Genomic DNA, 24,071 nt, shown 5'->3' with positions numbered 1-24,071 from the left:
TCTCGTGTCGATGCCGCGGCGAATCGGCGCGCGGGCTCACGACACGTTTCATAACGGATTCGTATACCGTTTAATGGTGGCCTGTTCCACGCCGGGCAGGCAAGCGCCTGCCCGCGATTAACTCGATACAGTGCGACCAGGGAGACCACCGAGATGAGCGCCCCGCTTCTCAACCCGCGCCCCAGCACGCTGGGGCGCGACGCCTTCGTCAGCCACTACGGCGAGGTCTACGAACACTCGCCGTGGATCGCCGAATCGGCCTGGGACGCCGGGCTGGATACCGAACAGGATACTGCCGAGGGGCTGGCCACCGCGCTGGCGGCGGTCCTCGACGCGGCCCCGGCCGAGCGCCAGCTGGCGGTGATCCGCGCCCACCCGGATCTGGCCGGCAAGGCCGCCGAGCGTGGCGAGCTGACCGCCGATTCCAGCCGCGAGCAGGCCGGCGCCGGGCTCGACCAGTGCAGACCCGAGGAGTACGCGCGCTTTCATCGCTACAACGCAAGTTACCAGCAGCGCTTTGGCTTTCCCTTCGTGATGGCGGTCACGGGCAGCGATCGCCAGCGGATTCTCGCCGCCTTCGAGCGCCGCCTCGAACACACCCCCGAGCAGGAGCGACGCACCGCCATCGGCGAGGTCAATCGCATCGCCCGGCTGCGCCTGGAGGCCCGCGCCGGGTCGTGAGCCAGCCGCCGAGAGGGCACGCAGGCAAGATGGAAAGCGATTCCGCAACGGCGGACAGGCGCCACGCGAGCGTGTATTCTGGGTCGCTTGAATCGGCAAGTTCAAGCGACACGGAGAACGGGGCGTGACAGTAGAGAGCAAGCGCAAGCCGGTCGGCCGCCCGGCGAGTTCCGCCAGGAACGTCGGCGGTCACAGCCAATCGCTGGTCCGCGGCTTGAATATTCTCGAAGGGCTGGCGGCGGCCCCGGGCGGGCTCGGCCTGTCGGACATCGCCCAGATCGTCGGCCTGGCACCGTCGACTACTCACCGCCTGCTGCAGGCCCTGCACAGGCAGGGCTACATTATGCAGGACACCGAGCTGGGGCTGTGGAAGATCGGCGTCAAGACCTTCCAGGTCGGCAACACCTTCCTCGAGGCGCGCGACTTCGTCGCCACCGCCCGCCCCTACCTGCGCCGGCTGACTCAGGACAGCGGCGAGACCGCCAACCTGGCGATCCGCGACGATGGCATGGCGGTGTTCCTCGCCCAGAGCGAATCGCCGCAGATGATGCGCATGATCACCCGGCTGGGCTCACGCGCCCCGCTTCACGCCTCGGGCGTGGGCAAGGCGCTGCTCGCCTGGCTGCCGGAACGCGAGGTCGAGCGCATCCTGCAATCCCGCGGGCTCAGCCGCGTCACCGAGAACACCCTCGACACTCCGGCGCGGCTGCGCGAGAGCCTGGCCACCATCCGCCATCAGGGTTACGCCTGCGACCGGGAGGAACACGCCATCGGGCTTAATTGCGTGGCCGCCTCGCTGCACGACCAGGACGGCCTGCCACTGGCCGCCATCTCGGTATCCGGGCCGGTGGCACGGATACCCGAAGCGCGCCTGGTCGAGCTCGGCGGTCTGGTCAGCCGCGCCGCGCGGGAGATCAGCGAGCAACTCGGCGGTCGCGTGCCGCAGCCCTGACCGGAAAACCGCTCGCCCGGCCTCAGCGATCGGCTGAGCATCGTGGGGTTGAGACACGCAGTCTACGCCATTGAGCCGTCCCGATGCGCCGGGCTCAGGTGTTGAGGATCACGCCGCCGTTGAGATGCAGGGTCTGGCCGGTCATGTACGAGGACTCCTCGCTGGCCAGGTAGACATAGGCCGGCCCCATCTCGCTGGGCTGGCCGGGGCGATCCATCGGCACCTGACCGCCAAAGCCCTCGACCTTCTCGGCGCTGAAGCTGGCCGGGATCAGCGGCGTCCAGACCGGCCCGGGCGCCACTGCGTTGACGCGGATGCCGCGCCCCACCAGCGATTGCGAGAGCGAACGCACCAGCCCCTGGATCGCGCCCTTGGTCGCCGTGTAATCGATCAGCGTCTTGTTGCCCTTGAAGGCATTGACCGACGACGTGGCGATGATCGTGTCGCCCTCGTGCAGGTGCGGCAGCGCCTGCTTGACCAGGTAGAAATGGCTGAAGAGGTTGGTCTGGAAAGTCCGCACCAGCTGCTCGTCGGGGATCTCGCTGATGTCGTCCCAGTCGTACTGCTCGGCGGCGTTGTTGACCAGGGTGTTGATCCGGCCGAACGCGCTCATGGCGCGCTCGACGATCTCGCGACAGAACGCCGGGTCGCCGACATCGCCCTGGATCAGCTCGCAGCGCCGTCCTTCGGCCTCGACCAGCGCACGGGTATCCTCGGCGTCGCGCTCCTCGTCAAGATAGGCGAGCACGCAATCCGCACCCTCGCGGGCGAAATGCAGGGCCACGGCGCGACCGATGCCGCTGTCGCCGCCGGTGATGATCGCCACCTTGTCCTTGAGCTTGTCGGTACCGCGATAGCTGTCGCGGATGAATTCCGGCGCGGGGCGCATCGCGTACTCGTCGCCGGGCTGCTTGTGCTGTTCCTGGGGGGGGTGCTGCTGTTCGGCCATGTGCCTCACTCCTTTGTCGCACGTGTCACTCGTCGGCCGCGCCGCCATCCCGCGGCGCGTGTATCTCCTAGCAAGGTAGAAGCTCCTGACAGTCATCGGCAAGCCGCTCAACAAGATGCCGTCAGCGGCGTTCGTCGTTACACTAACGGCCATTTCCCGGCACATTCTCTTCCGACAAACTTTCTTCTCGGCACACTTTCCCCGGCACACTGCGAGGCCCGCGATGAACACCCACCTGCTGTCCGTCGATTCGTTGTCCAAGGATCACGTCGATCACCTGCTGCGCGTGGCCAGCCGCATGGAGCCGATCGCCCAACGCCGCAAGGTCACCCGGGTGCTGGAGGGCGCGGTGCTCGGCAACCTGTTCTTCGAGGCCAGCACGCGCACCCGGGTCAGCTTCAATGCGGCGTTCTGCCGGCTCGGCGGCAGCGTCTGCGACACCACCGGCTTCACCTTCTCGTCGATGGCCAAGGGCGAATCGCTCTACGACACCAGCCGGGTGATGAGCGGCTATTGCGACGCCATCGTCATGCGCCACCCGGACCAGGGCTCGGTGGCCGAGTTCGCCGAGGCGACCAACGTGCCGGTGATCAACGGCGGCGACGGCCCCGGCGAGCACCCCAGTCAGGCGCTGCTCGATCTGTACACCATCGACAAGGAGTTCACCCGGCTCGGCAAGCACTTGGGCGGCGCCCACCTGCTGCTCACCGGCGATCTCAAGCACGGCCGCACCGTGCATTCGCTGATCAAGCTGCTGTCGCTCTACGCGCCGCTGCGCATCACCCTGGTTTCGCCGCCGGGGCTGGAGATGCCCAGCCAGCTGGTCGATCTGGTCGCCTCCCGCGGGCACCGCGTCGAGCAGCGCGAGAGTCTCGACAGCGACTTCCGCGATCTGGACGTGGTCTACACCACGCGGATCCAGAAGGAGCGCTTCACCGACGAGCTGTCGGAAAGCTTCGCCGGGGTCTCGCAGGACTTCCGCGTCGATCGCGCCTTTCTCGACAACCACTGCAGCGCCACCACCCTCGTCATGCATCCGCTGCCGCGCGACAGCCGCCCGGGGACCAACGACCTCAGCGTCGATCTCAACGGCGACCCGCGCCTGGCGATCTTCCGCCAGACCGACAACGGCATCCCGATGCGCATGGCGATCTTCGCCACGCTGCTCAAGGTCGAGGATCTGATCGAGCAGGAGATGCGCGACGTGCGCTGGTTCGTGCCGGCACAGTACGGCGCCGACGACGCCAGCCTCTAGGCTCGTTTTCAGAGTTCAGCGACGCGCCTGCCAGAACAGCGAGAACAGCTCCGACTGGGAATTGATGCCCAGCTTGACGTAGATGTGCTTCTTGTGGGCGCGCACGGTTTCCACCGAGATCGACAGCCGCCGGGCGATCTCCTTGGTCGAGCCGCCGGCCAGCATCAACTGGCTGATCTCGCGTTCGCGCTCGGTCAGCGCGGGCCGCGCTTCCAGCGGCTGGGCGGGCTCCGGGTCGGGGTGCCAGGGGTGCGGCCCGGGGCGCGTGCCCGGTTCGCTCTCGAAGTGCATGCGCTGGCCCATCAGCGCCAGTAGCCAGGGCTGAATCAGGCTCAAAAGACCCAGCGTGGCGTGGTCGAACGCCACCACCGAACCCAGCGACAGGCACAGCGTACGCTCGCCGCCCAGCACGCAGTTGAACTGGATCTCGTCGGCGACGATGTTGCGCTGGAAGTAGCGCTGGTAGTACTCGGTTTGGGTGAAGCGCTGCGGGGCCACGTCGGCCAGGGTGAAGAGTCCCGAACGCCCGCGCCCCCTGGCGTCGATGTAGAACGGGTCGAGCAGGTAGAGCCCACGCTGGTAATCCTGGAACAGCGACTCGTCCGAGCCGTCGTCCTCGTCGCTCTCGGCGAGGATGCGCGGCGGCTCGCGGGGGTCGAAGATCAGCGCCACCCAGGTGTTGAAGTCTACGTGCGCGCCCAGCGTGCGCACCACGGCGAGCCAGAAGTCGCCCGTATCCAGCTTGTCGACCAGCCCCGCGAAGCTGCGGTGCCAGGCGAGACTTTCCAAGCTGGCCAGGCAGGCCATCGAACCGCCGGACCGATCCTCTTGCGCGTTACGCCCCACCATCTCCCACCTCGCTGATCCCTTTCGCCGCTCATGCGCCGAGCCATCTTATCCGCGCGGGGTAACCCGTTCATGGGATAGGCAGCGCCGCCTGAGTCCGGATACTGAATACAACCGATCATCGCACAGCAATAACACGTCGGAGCTTCCATGCAGATAGCCTTGGCTCAACTGGCCAGCCGCGAGGGCGACATCGCCAGCAACCTGTCCCGCGTCGTCGACTGCATTCGCGACAGCGACCCGGCCACTGAGCTGATGGTCTTCCCCGAGACCCAACTGACCGGCTTCGCCGAACCCGGCCACGTCGCCGACCGGGCGCTGACGCTCGACGGCCCCGAACTGGCCACGCTGATCGAGCTTAGCCGCGAATACGATACCGCCCTGGCGCTGGGCCTGCTCGAGCGCGCCGGGGAAGCGGTCTACAACACCACCGTGCTGATCACCCCCGAGCAGGGCCCCGCGCTGCGCTATCGCAAGACCCACCTGTGGCCCGACGAGCGTGAACTGGTCAGCCCCGGCGACAGCGTCAGTTGCGTCGCCTGGCGCGGCTACCGGATCGGCCTGCTGATCTGCTACGACCTGGAATTTCCCGAACCCGCCCGCGCCCTGGCCGCCATGGGCACCGACCTGCTGGTGGTCACCAACGGCAACATGGACCCCTACGGCCCGGTGCACGCCCGCGCCGCCCAGGTCCGCGCCCAGGAAAACCAGTGCTTCCTGGCCATGGCCAACCGCGTCGGCGAGGGGGCGGGGCTGACCTTCGCCGGCGAGAGCGCGCTGGTGGCGCCCGACGGCGAGCTGCTGTTCCGCGCCGGCCGCGAGGAGCGCGTGACCACCCTGACCCTCGACGGCGAGCGGCTCGCACACGCCCGCCGCACTTACGACTACCTCCGCGATCGTCGCCTCGCCCTGCCGGGGCACAGCGAGGAGACACCGCTGGGCCGGGTCTGGCACTTCGCCTAAGCCCGCCATTCCACTCAACCGCAGCAAGCCATAACCCCCACAGTCGCGACAACCACAAATAGGAGGCGACGATGTCCGAGATGAAGAAGACCCTTTCGCTGGGCCAGGTAGTGCTGTTCGGCCTGGCCTACATGACCCCGATCATCGTGCTGGGCACCTTCGGCGTGCTCGCCGTGATTACCGACGGCGCGGTATCCGGCGCCTACCTGGCCGCGCTGATCGCGATGCTGTTCACCGCCCATAGCTATGGCCGCATGGCCAGCGCCTACCCGGTGGCCGGCTCGGCCTATGCCTACGTGCGCCACGCCATCGACGACCGGCTGGGCTTCATCGCCGGCTGGGCGATCCTGCTCGACTACCTGTTCCTGCCGATGGTGATCTGGCTGATCGGCGCTGCCTACCTCAACTCGGCCTTCCCGGCGATCCCCCAGGCGGTGTGGCTACTGGCGTTCATCGGCGTGACCACGGTGATCAACGTGCTGGGCCTCAGGCTCGCCAGCCTGGTCAACAGCGTGATGATGCTGGTGCAGGTGCTGGTGCTCGTCGCCTTCGTCGGCCTCGCCGTGCATTACGTGCTCGGCGATGCCAGCCAGCCGTTCTGGAGTCTGGCACCGTTCCTCGGCGCCGAGTCCTCGGCCTCGCTGGCGACGCTGATGGCCGGCGCGGCGATGGCCTGCTACTCCTTCCTCGGCTTCGACGCCGTGACCACCCTGACTGAGGAAACCAAGGACCCGCAGCGCAACCTGCCGCGCGCCATCCTGCTGATTACCCTGATCGGCGGACTGATCTTCATCGTCGTATCCTACTTCGTGCAGCTCGCCGCCCCGGGCACCGACTTCGCCAACCCCGATGCCGCCGCCTACGACATCGCCCGCAACATCGGCGGCGACATCTTCGTCACGGTCTTCCTAATCGGCCTGATCGTCGGCCAGTTCGCCTCGGGCATCGCCGCCCAGGCCAGTGGCGCCCGGCTGATCTACGCCATGGGCCGCGACGACGTGCTGCCCAAGCGCTGGCTGGGCCGCCTGGGGCGCTTCGGCACGCCGATCGGCGGGCTGGTGCTGAGCGGCCTCGTGGCGCTGCTGGCGCTGACCATGGACGTGCTCTCGGCGGCCTCGTTCATCAACTTCGGCGCCTTCCTGGCCTTCGCCCTGGTCAATGCCGCCGTGATCTGCCATTACTACCTCAAGGAACGCCGGCGCGGCGGCCTCGATACGCTGTGGTTCCTGGCCTGCCCGCTGATCGGCCTGGTCGCGATCTTGTGGCTGATGGCCAGCCTCGATCCTCTGGCCGTCACCCTGGGCAGCATCTGGCTGGCCTGCGGCCTCGCCTGGCTGACCTGGCTGACCCGCGGCTTCAGCCGGCCGACGCCGGAGCTGCACCTGGATGGCTGATTCGGCTAGCTAAGCGGGTGAACCACTGCAAACGACCACGGCCAGCCTCCAGGGGCCGGCCGTGTCGTGTGTAACGTGCTGTGCGGTTCAGCCAAAGGGCCGCGCCGGCAGTCCCTCATCCCTGGCGAACCAGCTTTCGAGAATCAATTGCGCGGCCAGCCCGTCGACGCTCTCCTCGCGGTAGTTGCCGCGATGACCGAGGCCGCGAGCGATGGTCTTGGCCTCGCGGGTCGAGCCGCGCTCGTCGGCCATCTCGCAGGGCTTGCCGTAGCGCCCGTAGAGCCGCTTGCCGAACTTGCGCGCGCGCCGGCTCATGTCGGATTCGCTGTCGTCCATGTTGAGCGGCAGCCCGACCACGAACAGATCGGGCTGCCACTCCTCGACCAGCCGCGAGACCACGTTCCAGTCGGGAATGCCGTCGCGGGCGGGTAGCGGGTCGAGCGCCGTGGCGCGGCGGATCAGCTCGTTGCCCACCGCCACGCCGATGCGCCGGGTGCCGAAGTCGAACGCCAGCACCAGCCGCTGCCCCACCGCGGCCATCAGCTGTGGCCGGCCTGGCTGGTGAGCAGGTTGAGATCGACCCCGAGGATGCCCGCCGCGGCATTGAGCCGCTGCTCGGCCGGCAGGTCGAAGATCACCCCCGGCTGGGCCTCGACGGTCAGCCAGGTGTTGTCCTTGAGCTCCTCCTCGAGCTGGCCGCCACCCCAGCCGCAGCAGCCCAGGCAGACGATGAACTGCTCGGGGCCGTCGCCGGCGGCGATCGCCTGCAGCATGTCCATCGAGGTGGTCAGCGCCACGTCGTCGGCGACCTGGATGCTGGAATCCCACGGCGCACTGCTGCCGCGATGCAGGATGAAGCCGCGATCGCGATGGGTCGGCCCACCGAAGTAGACCGGCTGGTCGCGCATCGGGCACTCCTCGGCATCGAGTTCGAGCTGCTCGAGCAGCGCATCGAGGGTCAGCTCCAGCGGATGATTGATGATCACCCCCATGGTGCCGTTGTCGTCGTGGTCGCACAGGTAACTCAGGCTCCCGGCGAAATTGGGGTCCTCGAGATGAGGCATCGCCAGCAGGAAATGATTGCGCAAGCTTTGCATGGGTCTCCCGGGCGTCAACGCACGCCGAAATTGTTGCCTTTCCCGTACTGCCAGACCCGCGTGATGGTCAGGCTGTCGCGCTCGCCCATGCCCCGGTCGAAGGGCCGGTAGGGCGCCGCGCCGCGCACCGTGTCGAGTGCGGCCCGGTCGAGTTCGGGCTGTTGCGAGGATTGTATCACCTCTGCCTGGCGTAGCTGACCGTCGCGGCCGATCACCACGCGGATACGCAGTTGGCCGTCCAGCGCCTCGGGGGCCGGGTAATAACGATTGCCGTACTCCTCGACGCGTCGCGACCAGGCATCGATATAGCGCGCCTTGGCGGCGCGTTGCGCGGCCTTCTGGCTGTCGCTGGCGCTGTCGTCGCCACCGCCGGCCGCGCTCGAATCGAAGCCGCGCTCGCGCACGCTGGCCGACGCCTGGGCGAGCAGCGCCTGAGCATCGGGCTGTGACGAGGTCTTGGGCGGTGACGAAGCTTTGGGCGGCGTCGCCGGCTCCGGGGGCGCCTCGGGCTGGGGGGCTGACTCGGGCTTGGGCGGCGGCTCGGGGCTCGGCGGCTGCGGCGCGGGTTCGGGCTCCGGTGGCGGCTCCGGCGCCGATGGCTCGGGAGCGGAGTCAGGCTCCGGCGCCTGCTGGGGTGCGGGCGGCGCTTCGGGGCTCGCCGGTGCCTGTGGCTGCGGCGGGGCCGGTGGCGCAGCCACACGCGAGGCCACCTGCTCTTCGACCGTGCGGCCGGCGGACTCCGGACCCGAGGCCCGCTGAGCGGCGGCGGCGATCGCCTGGGCGGCCTGCGGCTCGACCGCCGGCTGGCGGGCCAGCACCACGTCGATGCTGGCCGGCTCGCGGTGCTTGATCGGCGGTGCCCACTGCCATTGCATGGCCACGGCGATCACCACCCCATGCAACGCCACCGCCAGGCCACCCGCCAGCCATTGGCGGTAGCCGCGGTTGACCGGGGCATAGCGGATCGGATCAGTCACGAACGCCATGACGCTGTTCTCTCTCTTCGTCCCCCGCGCCCCCTCGCCCTCGTGCGGCAACGGCGAGCCGGCCACCACTCAGCGCAGCCGAAGCTCGCCGAGGCGCCGCTCGACGACGTCCATCAGCAGGCCGGCGATGTCGGTGCCGCGCTGATCGTCGATCTCGCGCACGCAGGTCGGGCTGGTGACGTTGATCTCGGTGATGTAGTCGCCGATCACGTCGAGGCCGACGAACATCAGTCCCTTGTCGCGGATCATTGGCTGGACCTGCTCGATCAGCCAGTGATCGCGCGCGGTCAGCTCCCGTGCGCGGCCCTGGCCGCCGGCCGCCAGGTTGCCGCGGGTCTCGCCGGCCATCGGCACCCGCGCCAGGCCGTAGGGCACCGGCTCGCCGTCGATCAGCAGGATGCGCGTATCGCCGTCCTTGATCTCGGGCAGGTAGCGCTGGGCCATGATCTGGCGCCGGCCGCGCTCGGTCAGCGTCTCGATGATCGCGCCGATGTTGCGACCGTCGGGCTGGACGTGAAAGATCCCGGTGCCGCCCATGCCGTCGAGCGGCTTGAAGATCACGTCGCCATGCTCGGCATGGAAGGCGCGCAGCACCTTGTCGCTGCACGCCACCAGCGTCGGCGGCACGCACTGCGGAAACTGCTGGGCGAAGAGTTTCTCGTTGCACTCGAGCAGCGCGCGGGTCGGGTTGACCACCAGCACGCCCTCGCGTTCGGCGAAGCCCAGCAGGTGCACGGCGTTGAGGAAATGGCTGTCGACCGGCGGGTCCTTGCGCATCAGGATCACGTCGAGTTCGGCCAGCGGCGTGGCCCGCGGCTCGCCGAGCTCGTGCCAGTGCTGCGGATCGCGGAAGGCGCTCAGCGCGCGCAGCCGGGCCATCGAGCGGCCGTGCTCCAGGTACAGATCCTCCTGCTCCATGTAGTACAGCGAGGCGCCGCGCGACTGGGCGGCCCACAACATGGCCAGCGTGGTGTCCTTCTTGAAGGTAATGTCGGCGATGGGGTCCATCACCACCCCGATCTTGAGGGCGCGTTCGCTCATCGGTGCGGTCTTCCATGGGTGGAAATGATTGGTTCATCGCATTTTGCCGGGAAATGCAGCACAGATCATCGCGAACAAGCTCCCTCCACAGCCCACTGCCGGTTAGCTTGTCCTTGCGGGAGCGAATTCATTCGCGATGGCGGCGGGCACTGTACCTTCCCGGCCATGCCGGGCGCCTGCGGCGCCAATCGGGAACAAGTTCCCTCCCACAAAAATCCCCGGCCCCATGCTCCAAATGGCCATCCAGGCCGGGTCGCGTGGGAGGCAATTTATTCCCAATAGCGAGGCCTTGACGTTTCACGCTGATCTGCGAAGAACCAAATGATCCCGGCAGTATGCCGTAGCGGCCGTCACAAGACCAAGCGGCGGCGCTTACTCGACACCGGGGTCGGCACCGGGCTCCACGCGACGGATGCCGGCGGCCTCGAGGCGAATCCGGCGCTGCCGGTAGAGCCCGCCGATGGCCTGCTTGAAGGCGTTCTTGCTGATCCCCAGCCGCGCCTTGATCGCACTCGCCGGGCTCTTGTCGTTGAGCGCCAGGAAGCCCTGGCCGTCGTCGAGCGCCGCCATGATCCGCTCGCCGGCCAGGTCGCGGCGCGCGCCGCCCAGCGGCTGCAGGGTCAGATCCAGCCGGCCGTCGTCACGGACGCGCTTCACGTAGCCGGTCAGGCGCTCGCCACGGCGCGGCGGCCGCGAACCCACCGCCTGGTATTCGTCGCGATACACAAGGCCCCAGAAGCGGTGCTCGACCACCGCCTTGACGCCGAGCTCGGTACGATCGCCGATTACCAGCGTCACCGCGTCGCCCGCGGCCAGCCCCTCGGCCTCGTCCTTGACGAACCGGTCCAGGCGCATCGAGGCCACCGGCCGGCCTTGCTCATCGACATTGATCTTCACCAGCACCGACTTGCCCACCGCCGGGCGGAAATCCTGCTCGCCGAACGGCAGCAGCAGGTCCTTGGGCCGCCCCCAGTCGAGAAACGCGCCGGTGGCGTTGACCGTGACCACCTTGAGCAGCGCCACCTCGCCGACCTCGGCAAGCGGTGGGCGCGACTCGGGCGACGAGCGCCGCGCGCTGTCGGGTGAACGCGGGGAAGAATCCTGGGAGCGGGGCATAGACAATCACCGACGAGAGATAGGCGCCCATTATCACGCCGGGTGGCGACGCGGGCAAAGGGCTGGGCATGAGGCGACAATAGAGAGCACACAAACGACGCGACATTGACGACTATGTATATATTGATAATATACATTCATGATTAACTGGGCACAGGTTACTGGCTTTGACTGGGACGAAGGCAACTCCCGCAAGAATGCGGCGAAGCATGGCGTCAGCCAATCCGAAGCGGAAGAAATCTTCTTTAACGAGCCGCTTCTGGTGCTGGAAGACGCCAGACACAGCCAAGCCGAGGCCCGCTTTCATGCCCTGGGTGAGACAGATGACGAGAGACTGCTCCACATCACGTTCACACTGAGGCAGAGCGGTACGCTGATTCGAGTGATTTCCGCGCGCGACATGCACCGCAAAGAGAGGGCAGTTTATGAGCAAGTCAAAAAGGATGCCTGAGTTCAAAACGCAAGCGGAAGAACGAGCGTTTTGGGAAAGCCATGACTCCTCCGATTATGTGGACTGGAGCCAGGCAAAAACGGCTTCTTTCCCGAAATTGAAGCCATCGACCAAGACTATCTCACTCCGCTTGCCCGAAACGCTGCTTGATCGGATCAAGATCGAAGCGAACAAGCGGGATATGCCCTATCAGTCGCTGATCAAGGCTTGGCTTGCGGATGATGTGAACGACAGCCGTCGGGGCTGAGGTGCTAAAACACACGCGGCTTTGGTGTGGTGTGAAGCCGCAACAAGTCAGTCTTCGATGAAAAAGTCAGTATCCACTTTCTTGATCTCGTATACTGCTGCAGAACCAACCCCAACATTATTATCAATCATTAACTGTACGAGATCAGCGCCGTCTATCAGTACAACTTTTGGATCAATTTGGCCAACATAATCCAAAGCCTCTTTTGAGAAGCGACTGGTAGTGATAAATACGCCTTTTTTGGCACGCTGCCCATGAAGAGCACCAACAAACTTTTGAATCTCTGGTCGGCCAACAGCCGCCTCCCAGCGCTTAGCTTGGAGATATATCGTCTCCAAGCCGAGGCGATCTTCTTTGATAACCCCGTCTATACCTTCGTCCGCTGTTTTCCGGGTAGCCTTGCCAGCTTCTTTTACAGAACCGCCGTATCCCATTGAGACAATAAGGTAAACAACCAGTTTCTCGAAAAATTCTGGCGTATTGTCTTTGATCAAATGGAGCAACTCATTCGCCACTTCGTCCCGCAGCTGCTGATATGCTTGCTCTAACGTTTCCTCTGGCGTCGTAGATGATGCTTGGGCTGCATCAGCGTGGGTCACTTTTTCAGTACGGCTCTTGTTGCTTGCCTGCCGAAACTCTTGAAACTCCTCGAATTGTTCAAGGTACTTAATATCGATTCGTGTAGGAAATTCTGAAAGGATCTTCCGGCCGCGATCAGAAATATGGAGTTTTCCCCGTTTTGGGGATTCCAAGACTCCAGCCTGCGTCAAGTAAACTTTCGCCCAGGCTACACGATTTGCGAATGTTGTTTGCCGACCACTTGGCAGACGCTCCTCAAGGTCTTCTTGGGATAGCCCCATAATTTTAGCCAAGCCTTCGCGAGCTTCCTGCATCGTATGCTCTTCACCGTCAGCGGAGAACTTGAGTAACGGCAACATCAATGATTGGAAATCGGGTACGGCCAAAGGGGATGCTCCCATTCTTTTTAACTATAACAACGCCGACACTATTGGACTGATATCAGGATTTACCCCATATCCCCGAAATAATGCTGTAACAACGTCAGCGCGACGACGGGGGCGGTTTCGGTGCGCAGGATGCGCGGCCCGAGGGTCAGCGGGGTGAAACCGGCCTTAGTGGCGGCGTCGACTTCGGCGGGGGACAGGCCGCCTTCGGGGCCGATCAGCAGCGCGGCACTGGTGATCTCACCGGCCTGCTGCCAGGAAGTGTCGGTGGCCGGGTGCAGCATCAGCCGCAACGCTTCGTCGCGGCTGGCCAGCCATGCGCCGAGCGGCTGCGGCGGGTGAATCGTGGGCACGGTGGCGCGCCCGCTCTGTTCGCAGGCGCTACTCGCCACGCCCTGCCAGTGGGCGAGTTTCCTGGCTTCGCGTTCGCCCTTCAGGCGCACGTCGCCGTGCTCGGTGTAGAGCGGGGTGATCGCCGCCACGCCCAGTTCGGTGGCCTTCTGGATGGCGTAGTCCATGCGATCGCCCTTGGAGATCGCCTGGCCCAGATGCACCGCCAGCGGCGACTCGCCGCGCCCCGCCGTCACCGCCTCGATGCGCGCGACCACGCGCTTGCGGGTGGCCTCGACGAGCACGGCCGCGGCCTCCTGGCCACGGCCGTCGAACAGCGTCAACGCCGCACCCTCGCGCAGCCTGAGCACCGCCGCGACGTGGCGCGCCGGGCCTTCGGGCAGGGTCAACTCGGCGCCCGCGGTGAGCGTGGCGTCGAGGTGGATGCGCGGGGCGCTCATCGCGGTGTCGCCTTGCTGGTTACTTACTGGCTGCCTTGCTTACTGGGTAGCCTCGCTGCCTTCGGTCTGGCGCTGCTTTTTCTGGGCGTACATCGCCTCGAAGTTGACCGGCGCCAGCATCAACGGCGGGAAGCTGCCGCGGTTGACCAGATTGTCGATGCATTCGCGCGCGTAGGGGAACAGCACGTTGGGGCAGAAGGCGCCCAAGGTGTGGTCGAGCTGCTCGCCTTCCAGCCCGGCGATGCGGAACAGCCCGCCCTGCTCGACCTCGACCAGAAACGAGGTGGTGCCGCTCTCGGCATGCGCGACCTGGGCGGTGACCTTGACCACCACCTCGTAGAGGTTCTCGCCGACCTGTTCGCTGGTGGTGTTGAGATCCAGGCTTACCTTGGGCTTGAACGGCTGCTGAAAGACCGAGGGCGCGTTGGGCGACTCGAAGGAGATGTCCTTGACGTAGATACGCTGCAGGGAAAATTGCAGTTGCTGCTGTTCGTTGCCCTGGGCGGCCTGCGGCTTGTTGTCGTCTGCCATAACTGTGTCTCTTGTCTGGATGAGGTTGTTCGATGAAGGCGGGCGAGCCGGTTACTTCTTGACCACCGGCATGTTGTCGGCCTGCCACTGGGCCATGCCGCCCTTGAGCTTGACCGCGCGCGCGAAACCGGCCTGGGTCAGCTTGGTGACGGCGGCGGCGGACGACTGGCCCTGCTTGCAGACCACCACGACCGGCTTGTCCTTGAACTTGTCGAGCTCGTTGAGACGCTGGTCGAGCTTGCCCTGGGGAATATTGCGCGCGCCGGCGATGTGCCCGGCCTTGAATTCCTTGGGATCGCGGATATCGACGATCACCGCGTCGTCGCGATTGACCAGCTTGGTGGCCTCGCCGGTATCGACACCGTGGTTGCCGGTCTTGGCCTCGTAGGCCAGCCAGGCGGCGAGCACCGCCACGAAGGCACCCACCAGCAGCGGGTGATTCTGCACGAATTCGAACAACTGATCGATCATGGGTCTGGGTAACTCTGCCGGATAGCGCTAGTTGATAGCTCGGGTTGAAAACGGCCCGCGCGTACGGGCGGCGCCCAGTATACACAAGCCTTGCGGCTGCGTCCGTCGACCATGGGCGGGTTGTGACGTTCGCCCATCCGCTGCGGTATGATGCCATACGAACGTGAGTCGCGAAGCCCGGAGGCTGGTGCCGCCATGCCACCGGCCGATGTCCGCTACAGAACACGAGGCCCCTTCCATGCCAGATGCTGCAGCCATGTCAGATGCCAAAGCCGCCCGCCCGCGCCCGGTAGCGCTGATCATCCTCGATGGCTACGGTCACAACGAGTCGACCGAACACAATGCCGTCGCCGCCGCCGCCACGCCGGTGATGGATGCGCTCAAGGCACGCTACCCGCATGGCCTGCTTCACACCGACGGCGGCTACGTGGGCCTGCCCGACGGCCAGATGGGCAACTCCGAGGTGGGCCACATGAACCTCGGCGCGGGACGTATCGTCTACCAGGACTTCACCCGCATCACCAAGGCGATCGCCGACGGCGAGCTGGCCGGCATCGCCGCGCTGACCCAGCCGATCGACGCCGCGGTGGCGGCCGGACGCGCCGTGCACCTGCTCGGCCTGCTGTCGCCGGGGGGCGTGCACAGCCACGAAGATCATATCCTGGCGATGGCCGAACTGGCCGCGGCACGCGGCGCCAAGCGCATCTACATTCACGCCTTCCTCGATGGCCGCGACACCGCGCCAAAAAGCGCCCAGGCGTCCCTCGAGCGCGCCAACGCCCAGCTCGCCGAGCTGGTGGGCGCCGACAACGGCTTCGTCGCCTCGATCGTCGGGCGTTATTTCGCCATGGACCGCGACAACCGCTGGGATCGCGTCGAGCAGGCCTATCGCGTGGTGAGCGAAGGGGCCGGCACGCACATCGCCGAGTCCGCCGAAGCCGGCCTGGCGGCCGCCTACGCCCGCGGCGAGAGCGACGAATTCGTCGTCGCCACCAGCGTACGCCCGGCGGGTGAGCCGGTGGTCATGGCCGACGGCGACGCGGCGATCTTCATGAACTTTCGCGCCGACCGCGCCCGTGAGCTGACCCGCGCCTTCGTCGAGGACGGTTTCAGCGGCTTCCAGCGCCAGGCGCGTCCACGCCTGGCCGGCGAGGGCCTGGTGATGCTCACCCGGTACGCCGCCGACATCCCCGCCCCGTGCGCCTTCCCGCCCAGCGACCTGGTCAACACCCTCGGCGAGGTGGTCGCCAAGCGCGGCATGACCCAGCTGCGCATCGCCGAAACCGAGAAGTACGCCCACGTGACGTTCTTCTTCTCCGGCGGTCGCGAGGCCGCGTTCGACGGCGAACACCGCGAGCTGATCCCCTCGCCGCAGGACGTCAAGACCTACGACGAGAAGCCCGAGATGAGCGCCGTTGAACTCACCGACACGCTAGTCTCGGCGATCGACGCGGGCAGCTACGACCTGATCGTCTGCAACTACGCCAACGGCGACATGGTCGGCCACAGCGGCGACTTCGACGCCGCGGTCAAGGCCATCGAGGCGGTCGACGTGTGCCTGGGCCGGGTGGTCGAGGCGATCGAGCGCGCCGGCGGCGAGTGCCTGATCACCGCCGATCACGGCAACGCCGAGCAGATGGTCAACCCCGAAACCGGCGCGCCGCAGACCGCCCACACCACCTTCGAGGTGCCGCTGGTCTACGTCACCCAGCGCCGCGCTGGCCTGCGCGACGACGGTCGGCTGTGCGATCTCGCCCCCACCCTGCTGGCGATGATGGGCGAGCCGATCCCCGACGAGATGACCGGCAACGTGCTGGTCGACTACCGCTGACCGGCGGGTGACTGTCGGCACGCCGCGCGGCGCCGCGCGCGCCATTCGCAACCTGGCGTTGGCCCTGGCGGCTAGCGCCGCGCTGCTGACGGGCGGCCTGCCCGACGCGGCGGCGCAGTCCGCCAGCAAGGAGGACGCCCAGGCCGCGGCAGCGCGTGTCGATGCGCTCGGCAAGGATCTCCAGGCGCTCGGCAAGCGCCTGGCGGCGACCCGCGAAGCGCGCAGCGATGCCAGCGAAGCGCTCGCCCAGGTCGAGACCCGGCTCGCCGAACTGCGCCGCCGGCTGGCCTCGCTGGCCGACCAACAGCGCCGCCTCGATGGCCAGATCGCCGGACTCGAGAGCCGCCGCCAGACCCTGCGCGAGCGGCGCCGCGAACAGCTCGACGCCTTGGCCAAGCAGCTCGACGCGCTCTACCGGGTCGGCGACTCGCCGCAGTTGAAACTCTTGCTCAACCAGGACGAGCCGGGGCGGCTCGATCGCCTGCAGACCTATCTCAACCGTCTTTCCCGGGCGCGTGAACGCCAGCTCGACGAACTGGCGCGACTCGACACCCAGCTCGCCGAGACCCGAACATCCCTCGATCAACGCCGCCAACGCCTCGCCGAGCTGGTCGCCGAGGCCGCCGAACAGCGCACCGCGCTGAATCGCCAGGCGCGTGAGCGCGAAGCGCTGGTCGCCAAGCTCGACGCGCGCTACAGCGACGAGCGCAGTCGCCAGCAAGCGCTGGCCCGCGCACGCAACGAGGCCGAACAGCAACTCGCGCGCATCCGCGAAGCGCTCAAGCGGCTCGACCAGCCGCCGCCTTCCACCGCCATCGACAAGACCCGCGGCGACCTGCCCTGGCCGGTGCAGGGCCGGATCGTCTCGACCTACGGCAGCGGCGAGGGCGTCAACCGCAACGGCCTGGTGATCGCCGCCGCCGCCGGCACCCCGGTCAAGGCGATTCATGCCGGGCGCGTGGTGTTCGCCGACTGGATGCGCGGCTTCGGCAACCTGTTGATCATCGACCACGGCGATGACGTGATGTCGCTGTACGCGTACGTCCAGCGCTTCGACGTCGCGGTCGGCGCCCGCGTCGCCAGCGGCCAGACGATCGCCGCCGTCGGCGCCAGCGGCGGGCGCCGCGATCCGGCGCTGTATTTCGAGATGCGCAAGAACGGCGAGCCGATCGATCCACGGCGCTGGATCAGCCAGCGCTGACACTCGGCCTCACCCCACGACGGCGCGGGTAGCACTGGCCCCATCGCTAACGCTATGCTGAGCCCTCGCCCGACGCGACCCGGAGTGAGCATGCGCGTTCATTGTCTTCGCTGGCTGCTGCCAGCCCTTCTCGTTTCCTTCACAACACCGACGCTGGCCGCCCCCGAAGCGTCCGACGACGAGCTGCCGGTGGCCGATGTCCAGACCTTCGCCGAGGTCTTCGAGCGCATCAAGCGCGCCTACGTCGAGGAGGTCGACGACAGCACGCTGATGCGCAATGCCATGCGCGGTATGCTCAGCGAGCTCGACCCGCACTCGAGCTATCTCGGCAGCGAGGATTTCGAGGCCCTGCGCGAGTCCACCGAGGGCGAGTTCGGCGGCGTGGGCATCGAGGTCGGCATGCAGGATGGCCAGTTGACGGTGATCGCGCCGATCGACGACACGCCGGCAGCGGCGGCCGGGCTCCAGCCCCGCGACGTGATCCTGCGCATCGACGCGACGCCCACCGAAGGCATGTCGCTGCAGGAAGCCGTGACGCTGATGCGTGGCGAGGCCGGCACCGACATCCAGATGACCCTCCTGCGCGAGGGCGAGAATTCGCCGCGTACGCTGACCCTGACCCGCCAGATCATCCGCAGCGATAGCGTCAGGCAAGAGCTGCTCGAACCCGGCTACGGCTACCTGCGGATCAGCCAGTTCCAGAGTCGCACCGGCAACCAGCTCAAGGATGCCCTCGCCACGCTCAAGCAGCAAGGGCCGCTGGACGGGCTGATACTCGACCTGCGCAACAACCCCGGCGGAGTGCTCGACAGCGCCGTCGAAGTCGCCGATGTCTTTCTCGACAGCGGGCTGATCGTGTATACCGAGGGCCGCTTGCCCGACAGCGACATGCGTTTCTCGGCGCAGGCCGAGGGTACCCTGACCGACGTGCCGATGGTGGTGCTGATCAACGGCGGCAGCGCCTCGGCAGCCGAGATCGTCGCCGGCGCCCTGCAGGATCAAGGCCGGGCGGTGGTGATGGGCACGCGGAGTTTCGGCAAGGGTTCCGTGCAGCAGGTCATGCCGCTGGGCAACGGCGATGGTCTCAAGCTGACCACGGCGCTGTATTACACGCCCAACGGCCGCTCGATCCAGGCCCAGGGCATCGCCCCCGATGTCGAGGTGGTGCGCGGCCGGCTCGAGGTCGCCGAAGGCAACGACTTCGGCCTGAGCGAATCGGATCTCGCCGGGCGGCTGGCCAACCCCAACGGCCGCGCGCCGAAGGACCGCGCATCCAGTCAGCCGGTGCTTGATTACCAGCTCGGCGAGGCGCTCAATCTGCTCAAGGCGCTCAACGTGCTCGAACGTCGCCCCGCCCGGTCGGCGGGCTCGGCGGGCGAAGCGCCCAGCGGCTAGCCGCGGCAGTGGGCGGCTATCGACAGCGCCGGCAGTGGGCGGCTATCGACAGCGCCGGCTAGCGACAGCGCGCCGGCAGCCGCCCGCGCTCGCCGATCGCCTGGCGCATCATCAGCCGCTTGACCGGCACCAGCCGGTCGGCTCCGCTCAACCCGACGTTGCGCAGCAGCCGCAGCGCCGGAGTTCGGGCGCCGAACAGCAACCTGAAACCATCCATCAATGCCAGCATCAGGCTATTGTCGCCGCGCCGTCGCCGTGCGTAGCGCGACAGGATGCGCACGTCGCCGAGGCCGGCACCGCGGTCGCGCGCCGCGAGCAGCTCCTCGGCGAGTACCGCGGCGTCCATCAGTCCCAGGTTGACGCCCTGGCCGGCCAGCGGATGAATGTTGTGGGCGGCATCGCCGATCAGCGCCAGCCCCGGCTCGACGTAATGCGCGGCGTGACGCTGGGTCAGCGGAAAGCGCGCCGTGGCGCCGGTCACCGTCACGCCGCCCAGGCGCTGCTCGAACGCCTCGCCCAGTTCGCCGGCCAATGCCTCGTCGGGCAGCGCGGCGAGACGCGCGGCCTCGTCGGGCGCCGTCGACCAGACGATCGAGCAGTAGTGCGCATCGCCATCCACCGTCAGCGGCAAAAACGCCAGCGGCCCGTCGCCGCGGAAGACCTGACGGGCGACGCCGCCGTGGGGCCGCTCGCAGCGCACCGTGGTGACCAGCGCCGCCTGACCGGTGTCGCGTTCGCGCACGGCGATCTCGGCCAGCTCGCGCAGCTGCGAGCGCGCGCCGTCGGCGGCGATAACCAGCGGCGCCTGCAACCGGCGGCCGTCGTCGAGTATCAATCGACGTCCGCTGGCCGGGCTCTGCAAGGCCTTAAGCCGCACGCCGTAATCGATGCGCACCGAGGGCAACGCCTGCAGGCGCGCCTCCAGCGCGGCAAGCACCACCGCGTTCTCGACGATGTGCCCCAGCGTCGCGACCCCCACCTCGTCGGCATGAAAGCGGATCTCGCCGCTGCCTTCGCCGTCCCAGACCTGCATGCCGGTATAGGGCGTGGCGCGCCGCCCGGCGATCGCCGGCCACACACCGAGGTTGCTGAGCAAGCGCTCACTAACTGGCGTCAGCGCGCTGACCCGCGCCGCCGGCGGGCCCTTGCCCACCGCCTCGCCATCGAGCGGCCGCCCCCGGCTCTCGAGCACGCGCACGGCAATACCCGCCTCGCCGAGCAGCAGCGCCAGCGTGGCGCCGACCAGCCCGCCACCGACGACGATCACCTGCTCGGTGAACTCCCTGTCCTGCGGCGGGGCTTTTTCTTGCGACGAGGCTTGTCGAGCCGCCGCGGCATCGCTGTCTGTCATGAGTCGTTGTCCTTTGCCGTGTAGCCGTTGCAGTTACTAGCGTTCGATGCCCATCGCCCGCCTGGCCAATGTCCGGCGCAGCGGCCCGGCCAGATTGAGCCCCACCAACCCCGCCGCACGGGCGTGGGAAAGGAGGGGATGGTCGAGGCCGAACAGCCGGATCAGCCCATCGCTGAAACGGATCACGGTGTGGCTATCGCGTTCGCGGCGCGCCTCGAAATCCTGCATGACGCGCATGTCGCCCGGCCCCTGGCCGGTCGTCAGCCCCGCCTCGAGCGCCGCCACCAGGTCCATCACTCCGCGCAGCGCCAGGTTGAAGCCCTGGCCGGCGACCGGGTGCAGCGAGTGCGCGGCGTTGCCCAGCACCGCCAGCCCCGGACGCGCCGTTTCCTTCGCGGTCACCAGCGACAGCGGGTAGACGTGACGGGCGCCGACCCGCCGGAAGCGCCCCACCCGCTCGCCGAACGCCGCCTGCAGGCGCGCCAGGAAGGCCGCGTCGTCGAGCGCCAGGATCGCCTGTTCGCGACCCTGCTGGTGGGTCCAGATCAATTCCATGCGGTTGCCCTTGAGCGGCAGCAGCGCCAGCGGGCCATCCGGCGCGAAGCGCTCGAAGGCCACGCCGCGATGCGGGCGGCTGACCTCGAGGGTGGCGATCAGCGCGCTCTGCTCGTAGGGGGTCGTCCGGCTAATGATCCCCAGGCGTTCCTTGAGCCCCGAACGCCCGCCATCGGCGAGTACGGTCAGCCCGGCTTCAAGGATTTCGCCGTTGGACAGCGCCAGGCGATGGCCGCCGGCCTGCGGGGCGATCGACTCGACCCGCGCGGGGCACTGCCAGTCGATCGCCTGCTCGCCCAGCCGCGCATGCAGCACGCGGCCCATCCAGGCATTGGGCATTACGTACCCCAGCGCGTGCATGCCCAACTCCCGGGCCGTCAGCCGGGTCGCGCCAAGCCGGCCGCGCTCGCTGACGTGAATGGTCTCGATGGCCGTGGCCTCACCGGCCAGGTCCGGCCACACCCCCAGCGTCTCGAAGTGCCAGCGCGAGCCCAGCGCGATGGCGCTGGCGCGCACGTCGAAGCTCGGCTGATAGTCCGCCAGGTCCGCCCTGGAAGGCACCGCCAGCGGCGCCGCCTCGATCACCGTCACCCGCAGCCCGTGGCGTTCGATCAGCGGCGCCAGCGCGCAGCCCAGGCTCGCGCCGACCAGGCCGCCGCCGACGATGGCGATATCTACCGGGGTTACGCCCATGAACTCTCCTTTGTTCTGTAGCGCGTGTTCGTGTAGCGCGCCCTGCTGCTCAAGCCTATTCCGGCTCTTTACGTAATTTACGTATGATTAAAAATCACGCACATCGACTTGATCAATTCTTGACCATCAGGGCTTCGATATCCTCGACCCGCTTGGGCGCATCCGCCGTCAGTACCTCATGGCCAGTGGCGGTGACCACCACGTCGTCCTCGATGCGGATGCCGATGCCGCGCAAGGCGGCCGGAATGTCGTCGTCGGCCGGAATGTACAGCCCGGGCTCGACGGTCAATACCATCCCCGGCTCGAGCTGGCGCGGCTCGCCATCGCGGCGCTGGCCGCCGACGTCGTGCACGTCGAGCCCCAACCAGTGGGAGGTCGAATGCAGGTAGAAGCGCTTATAGCTTTCGTCGTCGATGCGCGCGTCTAGCTCGTCTTCAACGCTGCCCTGCAGCAGACCCAGCTCGATCAGCCCGCGGGTCAGGTCGCGGACCACGCCGCGATGGATCTCGCCGAGCGTCGCCCCGGGGCGTACGGCCTCGACGGCACGCGTCTGCGCGGCGAGCACGATGTCGTAGACGCTGCGCTGGGTGGCGCTGAAGCGGCCGTTGACCGGGAAGGTACGGGTGATGTCGCCGGCATACAGCGCGAATTCGGCGCCGGCGTCGATCAGTACCAGCTCGCCGGCGGCGAGGGTCGCGGCGTTCTCGATGTAATGCAGCACGCAGGCGTTGGCGCCGCCGCCGACGATGGTGCTGTAAGCCGGGGCGCGAGCGCCGTGCCACTGGAACTCGTGCTCGAGCTCGGCCTGCAACTGATACTCGCCGAGTCCGGGACGGGCGCTGCGCATTGCGCGCACATGCGCCCGGGCGGAGATCCGTGCGGCGTGGCGCATGAGCTCGAGCTCGGCGTCGCTCTTGATCAGACGCTGCTCGTGAATCAGCGCTGCGACGTCGACCAGCGCTTCGGGCGCGCGGGCGCCCCGCCGCGCGCGGGCCAGCAACTGTTGGCGCACCTCCTCGGCGAGCGCCATCGCGCCGTCGTCGCCGAGCGGCAGGTAAAGATGCCGTCGGCCATCGAGCAGCGCCGCCAGGCGCTCGTCGCGCTCGCTGTTGGCGAAGGCCTGGTCGACGCCGTAGCGCTCGACCGCCGCCTCGGCGCCGACCCGGATACCGGTCCAGGCTTCCAGAGCGGGGTCCTTGTCGAGACAGAACAGGACCGCTTCGCCGTCCTCGCGATCGGGCAGCAGCAGCAGCAGCGCATCGGGCTCGGGAAAACCGCACAGGTAATGGAAATCGCTGTTCTGGCGGAAAGTGTATTCGCTGTCGTTGCTGCGCGTGACCAACGTTGCTGCCGGCAACAGCACCGCGCTCGAGCCCGGCAACCCGGCCATCAGCGCCTGGCGCCGCTGGCGGTATTCGTCGAGGCCGATGGCCGCAGGGCGGGGCGATGATGACCGGGGCGATGATGACCGGGGCGATGATGAATAGTGTAGTGTGTCGGGTGCCATGCGCGCTCCTTTTCATTGCGTCGACGACTCATCGCGTCAGCGACGCGCAATCATTGGGTGGGTGGCGGGGTATCGCCCTGTTCGACCTGGGGGCTGGCGGGGTGCTGTTCGGTGTACAGCAGCATCGCAGCCATCCGTGCGTGCTCGGTGAGCGTGAACAGGTCGTTCTCGTTCTCGGGGCTGTCGTCGAGGGCCAGCTCGTCGAGCCCGGCCAGGGTCTCCAGGTCCTCGATCGCCTCGCGCAAGTTGGCCGACCAGGCGTCGCGGGTTTCGCCGCCGATCTCGTTGACCACTTCAAGGAAACCCAGCGTCCATTCGCGCAGGCCGCGGGCGCGCTCGGCGAGCGAAAAAAGCTCGTCGGGCAGCAGCGGTTCGAAGTTGAGATCGGCCGCGGAGAGCGCCTCCAGTGCCTGACGACGCCAGGCCAGCAGCACCTCGCCGGCTTCGCGGTCATGGGGCTGGTCGACGCCCATCGCCAGGCAGACCGTCTCCAGCCAGGCCCCGGCGGGAATGTCGTTAAGCGCCAGCGCAGCGCTCAGCTGGCCGTCCAGGAACGCCGGCGACTGCAGGCTGCCGTGGATTAGCAAGACATCGGCGACCGTGGAGAAATCGAGCTGATCGTTGATGATAGACATGAGCTTCCATAATGGCGGTTGGGAGATGCCCGTGACGGTCGCGGCGGGCCGGAGCAGCGCGTTGACCGGCCGGCGGGGCCTCTCTATAGTGGCTCGAACCGAGATATACAGTGGCTCGAAACCTGAGTTCATCTTATCGTACGGGCCGCTTCTTGGCCCGCGCCTGG

Annotated in this window: 25 protein-coding genes; 10 read left to right on the top strand and 15 right to left on the bottom strand. The window is 67.3% G+C overall.

The window, feature by feature from the left end:
- The first annotated feature begins 153 nt into the window (after positions 1–153).
- Both uraD and K7I12_RS03410 read left to right on the top strand, forming a co-directional pair.
- Positions 154–681: a 2-oxo-4-hydroxy-4-carboxy-5-ureidoimidazoline decarboxylase gene (gene uraD, locus K7I12_RS03415; RefSeq protein ID WP_031384833.1), complete on the top strand. Its 528-nt coding sequence runs from the start codon at positions 154–156 to the stop codon at positions 679–681.
- Positions 682–805: 124 nt separating this feature from the next.
- The gene (locus tag K7I12_RS03410; protein ID WP_231663021.1) at positions 806–1,633 is read left to right on the top strand and encodes an IclR family transcriptional regulator; all 828 of its coding nucleotides are present in this window, start codon (positions 806–808) and stop codon (positions 1,631–1,633) included.
- Between the two features lie 94 nt (positions 1,634–1,727).
- On the opposite strand, the gene K7I12_RS03405 is transcribed toward K7I12_RS03410, so the two are convergent.
- Positions 1,728–2,582, bottom strand: a complete 855-nt coding sequence (locus K7I12_RS03405; protein WP_231663019.1) for an SDR family oxidoreductase — start codon at positions 2,580–2,582, stop codon at positions 1,728–1,730.
- A 223-nt stretch (positions 2,583–2,805) separates the two neighbouring features.
- On the opposite strand from K7I12_RS03405, the gene K7I12_RS03400 reads away from it, so the two are divergent.
- Positions 2,806–3,837 carry an aspartate carbamoyltransferase gene (locus K7I12_RS03400; protein WP_231663017.1) on the top strand — a complete coding sequence of 344 codons (1,032 nt, stop codon included), beginning with the start codon at positions 2,806–2,808 and terminating at the stop codon, positions 3,835–3,837.
- Positions 3,838–3,852: 15 nt separating this feature from the next.
- Here the strand turns inward: K7I12_RS03400 and K7I12_RS03395 are convergent, their stop codons facing one another.
- The gene (locus K7I12_RS03395; RefSeq protein ID WP_231663015.1) at positions 3,853–4,686 is read right to left on the bottom strand and encodes a helix-turn-helix transcriptional regulator; all 834 of its coding nucleotides are present in this window, start codon (positions 4,684–4,686) and stop codon (positions 3,853–3,855) included.
- Positions 4,687–4,833: 147 nt separating this feature from the next.
- Between K7I12_RS03395 and K7I12_RS03390 the strand changes: the two genes are divergently transcribed.
- Both K7I12_RS03390 and K7I12_RS03385 read left to right on the top strand, forming a co-directional pair.
- A complete protein-coding gene (locus K7I12_RS03390) occupies positions 4,834–5,646 on the top strand; it encodes a carbon-nitrogen hydrolase family protein (RefSeq protein ID WP_031384838.1) in 813 nt (270 codons plus the stop codon).
- 71 nt (positions 5,647–5,717) lie between these two features.
- Positions 5,718–7,040: an APC family permease gene (locus K7I12_RS03385; protein ID WP_231663014.1), complete on the top strand. Its 1,323-nt coding sequence runs from the start codon at positions 5,718–5,720 to the stop codon at positions 7,038–7,040.
- Between the two features lie 87 nt (positions 7,041–7,127).
- Here the strand turns inward: K7I12_RS03385 and ruvX are convergent, their stop codons facing one another.
- The 5 genes from ruvX to K7I12_RS03360 all read right to left on the bottom strand — a co-directional run bounded on the left by ruvX (position 7,128) and on the right by K7I12_RS03360 (position 11,280).
- On the bottom strand, positions 7,128–7,580 hold the full coding sequence (gene ruvX / locus K7I12_RS03380; RefSeq protein WP_031384840.1) for a Holliday junction resolvase RuvX: 453 nt from the start codon (positions 7,578–7,580) through the stop codon (positions 7,128–7,130).
- The gene (locus K7I12_RS03375) at positions 7,580–8,137 is read right to left on the bottom strand and encodes a YqgE/AlgH family protein (RefSeq protein ID WP_031384841.1); all 558 of its coding nucleotides are present in this window, start codon (positions 8,135–8,137) and stop codon (positions 7,580–7,582) included. Before K7I12_RS03375 ends, ruvX begins: the two co-directional genes overlap by 1 nt.
- Positions 8,138–8,151: 14 nt before the next feature.
- The gene (locus K7I12_RS03370; RefSeq protein ID WP_231663013.1) at positions 8,152–9,123 is read right to left on the bottom strand and encodes an energy transducer TonB; all 972 of its coding nucleotides are present in this window, start codon (positions 9,121–9,123) and stop codon (positions 8,152–8,154) included.
- A 69-nt stretch (positions 9,124–9,192) separates the two neighbouring features.
- The gene (gene gshB / locus K7I12_RS03365) at positions 9,193–10,164 is read right to left on the bottom strand and encodes a glutathione synthase (RefSeq protein WP_231663012.1); all 972 of its coding nucleotides are present in this window, start codon (positions 10,162–10,164) and stop codon (positions 9,193–9,195) included.
- A 372-nt stretch (positions 10,165–10,536) separates the two neighbouring features.
- The gene (locus tag K7I12_RS03360) at positions 10,537–11,280 is read right to left on the bottom strand and encodes a CvfB family protein (protein ID WP_231663011.1); all 744 of its coding nucleotides are present in this window, start codon (positions 11,278–11,280) and stop codon (positions 10,537–10,539) included.
- A 139-nt stretch (positions 11,281–11,419) separates the two neighbouring features.
- Between K7I12_RS03360 and K7I12_RS03355 the strand changes: the two genes are divergently transcribed.
- Positions 11,420–11,731 carry a BrnT family toxin gene (locus K7I12_RS03355; protein WP_231663010.1) on the top strand — a complete coding sequence of 104 codons (312 nt, stop codon included), beginning with the start codon at positions 11,420–11,422 and terminating at the stop codon, positions 11,729–11,731.
- Positions 11,706–11,978: a BrnA antitoxin family protein gene (locus tag K7I12_RS03350; RefSeq protein ID WP_231663009.1), complete on the top strand. Its 273-nt coding sequence runs from the start codon at positions 11,706–11,708 to the stop codon at positions 11,976–11,978. The genes K7I12_RS03355 and K7I12_RS03350 overlap by 26 nt, the downstream gene beginning before the upstream one ends.
- 47 nt (positions 11,979–12,025) lie before the next feature.
- Here the strand turns inward: K7I12_RS03350 and K7I12_RS03345 are convergent, their stop codons facing one another.
- The 4 genes from K7I12_RS03345 to K7I12_RS03330 all read right to left on the bottom strand — a co-directional run bounded on the left by K7I12_RS03345 (position 12,026) and on the right by K7I12_RS03330 (position 14,736).
- Entirely contained in the window at positions 12,026–12,943 is a 918-nt protein-coding gene (locus K7I12_RS03345; protein ID WP_231663006.1) for a restriction endonuclease, read from the bottom strand.
- A gap of 62 nt (positions 12,944–13,005) precedes the next feature.
- Positions 13,006–13,734 carry a 16S rRNA (uracil(1498)-N(3))-methyltransferase gene (locus K7I12_RS03340; protein WP_231663003.1) on the bottom strand — a complete coding sequence of 243 codons (729 nt, stop codon included), beginning with the start codon at positions 13,732–13,734 and terminating at the stop codon, positions 13,006–13,008.
- Between the two features lie 39 nt (positions 13,735–13,773).
- Entirely contained in the window at positions 13,774–14,265 is a 492-nt protein-coding gene (gene secB, locus K7I12_RS03335) for a protein-export chaperone SecB (RefSeq protein ID WP_231663001.1), read from the bottom strand.
- A 51-nt stretch (positions 14,266–14,316) separates the two neighbouring features.
- Complete coding sequence (locus K7I12_RS03330; protein ID WP_031384849.1) at positions 14,317–14,736, bottom strand: rhodanese-like domain-containing protein; 420 nt, start codon at positions 14,734–14,736, stop codon at positions 14,317–14,319.
- Between the two features lie 256 nt (positions 14,737–14,992).
- On the opposite strand from K7I12_RS03330, the gene gpmI reads away from it, so the two are divergent.
- From gpmI to K7I12_RS03315, 3 genes are all read left to right on the top strand, one after another.
- Positions 14,993–16,567, top strand: a complete 1,575-nt coding sequence (gene gpmI / locus K7I12_RS03325) for a 2,3-bisphosphoglycerate-independent phosphoglycerate mutase (RefSeq protein ID WP_231662998.1) — start codon at positions 14,993–14,995, stop codon at positions 16,565–16,567.
- A gap of 7 nt (positions 16,568–16,574) precedes the next feature.
- Positions 16,575–17,768: a murein hydrolase activator EnvC family protein gene (locus K7I12_RS03320; RefSeq protein WP_231662997.1), complete on the top strand. Its 1,194-nt coding sequence runs from the start codon at positions 16,575–16,577 to the stop codon at positions 17,766–17,768.
- A gap of 90 nt (positions 17,769–17,858) precedes the next feature.
- Positions 17,859–19,163, top strand: a complete 1,305-nt coding sequence (locus K7I12_RS03315) for a S41 family peptidase (protein WP_231662996.1) — start codon at positions 17,859–17,861, stop codon at positions 19,161–19,163.
- A 58-nt stretch (positions 19,164–19,221) separates the two neighbouring features.
- Here the strand turns inward: K7I12_RS03315 and K7I12_RS03310 are convergent, their stop codons facing one another.
- From K7I12_RS03310 to K7I12_RS03295, 4 genes are all read right to left on the bottom strand, one after another.
- The gene (locus K7I12_RS03310; RefSeq protein ID WP_231662995.1) at positions 19,222–20,514 is read right to left on the bottom strand and encodes a UbiH/UbiF/VisC/COQ6 family ubiquinone biosynthesis hydroxylase; all 1,293 of its coding nucleotides are present in this window, start codon (positions 20,512–20,514) and stop codon (positions 19,222–19,224) included.
- A gap of 36 nt (positions 20,515–20,550) precedes the next feature.
- Positions 20,551–21,762, bottom strand: coding sequence for a 2-octaprenyl-6-methoxyphenyl hydroxylase (ubiH, locus tag K7I12_RS03305; RefSeq protein WP_031384854.1), 1,212 nt, complete (start codon positions 21,760–21,762; stop codon positions 20,551–20,553).
- A gap of 112 nt (positions 21,763–21,874) precedes the next feature.
- Positions 21,875–23,269 (bottom strand): Xaa-Pro aminopeptidase, encoded by a 1,395-nt coding sequence (gene pepP / locus K7I12_RS03300; protein ID WP_231662994.1) that lies wholly within the window; start codon positions 23,267–23,269, stop codon positions 21,875–21,877.
- A gap of 50 nt (positions 23,270–23,319) precedes the next feature.
- On the bottom strand, positions 23,320–23,904 hold the full coding sequence (locus K7I12_RS03295; protein ID WP_031384856.1) for a UPF0149 family protein: 585 nt from the start codon (positions 23,902–23,904) through the stop codon (positions 23,320–23,322).
- Between the last annotated feature and the right edge of the window lie 167 nt (positions 23,905–24,071).

It is taken from the genome of Halomonas sp. IOP_31 (assembly GCF_021151495.1).
In the GTDB taxonomy this organism is placed as follows: Bacteria; Pseudomonadota; Gammaproteobacteria; order Pseudomonadales; family Halomonadaceae; genus Modicisalibacter; species Modicisalibacter zincidurans.
Note: the sequence above shows the minus strand (reverse complement) of the source record. Positions and strands in the feature narration are given on the sequence as shown.

What these genes read in the sequence shown, in the direction of transcription:
- uraD (WP_031384833.1), top strand. Translation starts at nt 154, where the DNA reads ATGAGCGCCCCGCTTCTCAACCCGCGCCCCAGCACGCTGGGGCGCGAC.
- K7I12_RS03370 (WP_231663013.1), bottom strand. Translation starts at nt 9,123, where the DNA reads ATGGCGTTCGTGACTGATCCGATCCGCTATGCCCCGGTCAACCGCGGC.
- K7I12_RS03355 (WP_231663010.1), top strand. Translation starts at nt 11,420, where the DNA reads ATGATTAACTGGGCACAGGTTACTGGCTTTGACTGGGACGAAGGCAAC.
- secB (WP_231663001.1), bottom strand. Translation starts at nt 14,265, where the DNA reads ATGGCAGACGACAACAAGCCGCAGGCCGCCCAGGGCAACGAACAGCAG.
- K7I12_RS03295 (WP_031384856.1), bottom strand. Translation starts at nt 23,904, where the DNA reads ATGTCTATCATCAACGATCAGCTCGATTTCTCCACGGTCGCCGATGTC.
- K7I12_RS03360 (WP_231663011.1), bottom strand. Translation starts at nt 11,280, where the DNA reads ATGCCCCGCTCCCAGGATTCTTCCCCGCGTTCACCCGACAGCGCGCGG.
- gshB (WP_231663012.1), bottom strand. Translation starts at nt 10,164, where the DNA reads ATGAGCGAACGCGCCCTCAAGATCGGGGTGGTGATGGACCCCATCGCC.
- K7I12_RS03350 (WP_231663009.1), top strand. Translation starts at nt 11,706, where the DNA reads ATGAGCAAGTCAAAAAGGATGCCTGAGTTCAAAACGCAAGCGGAAGAA.
- K7I12_RS03340 (WP_231663003.1), bottom strand. Translation starts at nt 13,734, where the DNA reads ATGAGCGCCCCGCGCATCCACCTCGACGCCACGCTCACCGCGGGCGCC.
- K7I12_RS03400 (WP_231663017.1), top strand. Translation starts at nt 2,806, where the DNA reads ATGAACACCCACCTGCTGTCCGTCGATTCGTTGTCCAAGGATCACGTC.
- K7I12_RS03315 (WP_231662996.1), top strand. Translation starts at nt 17,859, where the DNA reads ATGCGCGTTCATTGTCTTCGCTGGCTGCTGCCAGCCCTTCTCGTTTCC.
- K7I12_RS03390 (WP_031384838.1), top strand. Translation starts at nt 4,834, where the DNA reads ATGCAGATAGCCTTGGCTCAACTGGCCAGCCGCGAGGGCGACATCGCC.
- K7I12_RS03375 (WP_031384841.1), bottom strand. Translation starts at nt 8,137, where the DNA reads ATGCAAAGCTTGCGCAATCATTTCCTGCTGGCGATGCCTCATCTCGAG.
- K7I12_RS03310 (WP_231662995.1), bottom strand. Translation starts at nt 20,514, where the DNA reads ATGACAGACAGCGATGCCGCGGCGGCTCGACAAGCCTCGTCGCAAGAA.
- K7I12_RS03385 (WP_231663014.1), top strand. Translation starts at nt 5,718, where the DNA reads ATGTCCGAGATGAAGAAGACCCTTTCGCTGGGCCAGGTAGTGCTGTTC.
- gpmI (WP_231662998.1), top strand. Translation starts at nt 14,993, where the DNA reads ATGTCAGATGCCAAAGCCGCCCGCCCGCGCCCGGTAGCGCTGATCATC.
- ruvX (WP_031384840.1), bottom strand. Translation starts at nt 7,580, where the DNA reads ATGGCCGCGGTGGGGCAGCGGCTGGTGCTGGCGTTCGACTTCGGCACC.
- pepP (WP_231662994.1), bottom strand. Translation starts at nt 23,269, where the DNA reads ATGGCACCCGACACACTACACTATTCATCATCGCCCCGGTCATCATCG.
- K7I12_RS03395 (WP_231663015.1), bottom strand. Translation starts at nt 4,686, where the DNA reads ATGGTGGGGCGTAACGCGCAAGAGGATCGGTCCGGCGGTTCGATGGCC.
- K7I12_RS03405 (WP_231663019.1), bottom strand. Translation starts at nt 2,582, where the DNA reads ATGGCCGAACAGCAGCACCCCCCCCAGGAACAGCACAAGCAGCCCGGC.
- ubiH (WP_031384854.1), bottom strand. Translation starts at nt 21,762, where the DNA reads ATGGGCGTAACCCCGGTAGATATCGCCATCGTCGGCGGCGGCCTGGTC.
- K7I12_RS03330 (WP_031384849.1), bottom strand. Translation starts at nt 14,736, where the DNA reads ATGATCGATCAGTTGTTCGAATTCGTGCAGAATCACCCGCTGCTGGTG.